At 48.1% G+C, this 2,378-nt stretch carries 2 protein-coding genes; both read right to left on the reverse strand.

Annotated elements, in window-relative coordinates:
• Positions 1 to 350 precede the first annotated feature (350 nt).
• Positions 351 to 1,442 (reverse strand): IS91 family transposase, encoded by a 1,092-nt coding sequence (locus tag ABKW31_RS22785; protein ID WP_348619013.1) that lies wholly within the window; start codon positions 1,440 to 1,442, stop codon positions 351 to 353.
• Positions 1,435 to 2,283 (reverse strand): site-specific integrase, encoded by an 849-nt coding sequence (locus ABKW31_RS22790; protein WP_348619014.1) that lies wholly within the window; start codon positions 2,281 to 2,283, stop codon positions 1,435 to 1,437. The genes ABKW31_RS22785 and ABKW31_RS22790 overlap by 8 nt, the downstream gene beginning before the upstream one ends.
• Between the last annotated feature and the right edge of the window lie 95 nt (positions 2,284 to 2,378).

Consider the following 2,378-nt stretch of genomic DNA (forward strand, 5'->3'; position numbering starts at 1 on the left):
TAACTACTTAGCGTTTATACGGCATGTTGTCCGTGACGTATAAACGTCTTGTTGGGCAAAGCCGCTGCCACGCCGATGGTTGGTATTGCTTATGCTAATGGATTTTGTATTTTTCGCCAATGGGTAATTTTAAAACCTAAAGTAGGCGTTTGCATTGGTATGACTGTTTTGATGGGTAAACTCACCTTAATGTCCTGCTATTTCATGCTGTCTTGTCACTGTTTTACGGGTTTTTGGTTGCGTTATTTTACCGTTGGCCGCAGTCAACCTGCCACAGTTTTGTAGCCGTTTTAAGTCTGTGGCGTCCCTACCTTATTCCTGTCTGACTAACCCATGTTATCGATTAAACGCTAACTCGGTGGCACCGATAACGGTAGGTTAGCCGCAGGTAGCAATAGCCCGCGGTGGCATTGAGGACAAGGCCAGTTGCCAACTGGATGCGAGCCTTCGCTTGATTGCAACTTATCATCGCGCTCCTCACGCTTCGTTATCTTCGCTTGCTTGCGGATGACGGCCAGTTTCTGTGCACGGCAACGGTTGGCTAAAAAACCAAAGTGGCGAATACGCATAAAACCTTTAGGCAGAATATGACTCACGTAACGACGAATAAACTCCACACCGCTTAATTGCATCACCTTGTGCTGGTTATCTCGGTAGTCCTTATACCGAAACGTCACGTGCTGGGTATCAACTGCCACTAAACGTGATTCACTCAACATGCCTTTTTGGGTATAGCGTCCTAAATACTCAATCACCACTTCAGGTCTGCACAAACACCGTTTGGCATGCACGCCCCAGTCTTGCTGCATTAAGGTTTTTGCGTTGTGCAGCTCAAGCCCTTGAGCGCGTAAACAGGCCAGCATTTTCGCCCTGAATACCTTAGAGAGGGCTTTGACTGGGAATAAATAATCCTTTTCCACGCTATGCCAGCACTGTGCCTGATTTAAAAAGCCGCCTGGCACTAGGCAATGCAAATGAATATGCTGAGTGAGGCTTTGCCCCCACGTATGCAGCACTGCCGTCATGCCGGCTTGACCACCCCGTTTGCGATTAGCAGCAAACTGACTCATTGTTTGCCATACCGCCTGAAACAGGCTGTGATACACCGCATCACTGGCGGTTTGGGCTAATCCATTTAGGGTATGGGGCAAGGTAAACACTACATGGAAATAGCGACTCGGTATTAACTGGTGTTGCTGCTGCTCTGCCCAGCGTTGGCGTCGATTACCCTGGCAACGGGGACAGTGCCGGTCACGGCAAGAACAATGAACCGTTTTCTCAAAATGACAGCCATTACATTGCCATAACTGACTGCCCAATGCGCCTGTGCGACACTGCGTAATATGCTCACACACGCGCTTGGCATGAAAACTCAATGGGTACTCTTGTTGATAAGCCGGTAAAAATTGCGCCAAAATCGTCGACAGGTGTAAGTCAATCATCTGACACCCCCCAGCCGGCTAATAAGTCTTTAGCGCCGTTGTTCAGCTCAGGCAGCCAGTGTAAATAGCGCTGAGTGGTACGAATGTCAGAATGCCCCAACTGTTGCTGAAGTTGATTCAGCGGCATTCCCCCTTCCAACTGATGCGTCGCATACGCATGGCGTAAACTGTGGATACTGCACTGCTTCGTAATTCCGGCCAGCTTGACTGCCCTGCGAAAGGCTTTTTGCACGGAGGTCTCACTCACTGGTGTACCACGCACTATATGACTTGAATAAAATAACCACTCACCTGAGCGATACCGTATCCAGTATTCACGCAAAAGGCGCAACACCGAATCCGTTAACACCACATCTCTGTCTTTTTGGCCTTTACCCTGATGAATACGCAAGGTACGACGTACCCCATCAATGTCGCAGACCTTCACATGAATAAGCTCGTTTAAACGCAAGCCACACCCATAGTAAACCTGAAACATGGTGCGATATTTATCGTGCTGACATGCCATCACAATCCGTTTTATCTCGGCTTTAGACAACAACTCAGGAATGCGCTGTGGCCGTTTGGGCCACACAATATCAATTGAAAACGCACGCTTAAGCACGTTTTTGTAAAAGAAACTCATCCCGTTCAACTGCAAACGGATAGTGGCACTGGATAAACCCCGCTCCAAACTCAAGGAGCGAAAATACGCCGCTAACTGTTCGTCACTTATCGTGTCGGGGGATTGATGGTAATACGTCGTGAGTTGATTAACTGCATTAAAATAACTGGCTTGGGTGCGCTCAGAATACCCTCTGATTTTACACTCTTCAATTAACGCCTGGCGGAAAGAAACCATACTATAACTCCTGATAAATGGGCAACATTACCCACTCAGAAGTGTGGAACATCATCAGGAAAAACGCAGGCTCCGCGCAGCGGCTTAGTTCAACA

This window comes from Paraglaciecola sp. 25GB23A (assembly GCF_040012495.1).
Lineage (GTDB): Bacteria > Pseudomonadota > Gammaproteobacteria > Enterobacterales > Alteromonadaceae > Paraglaciecola.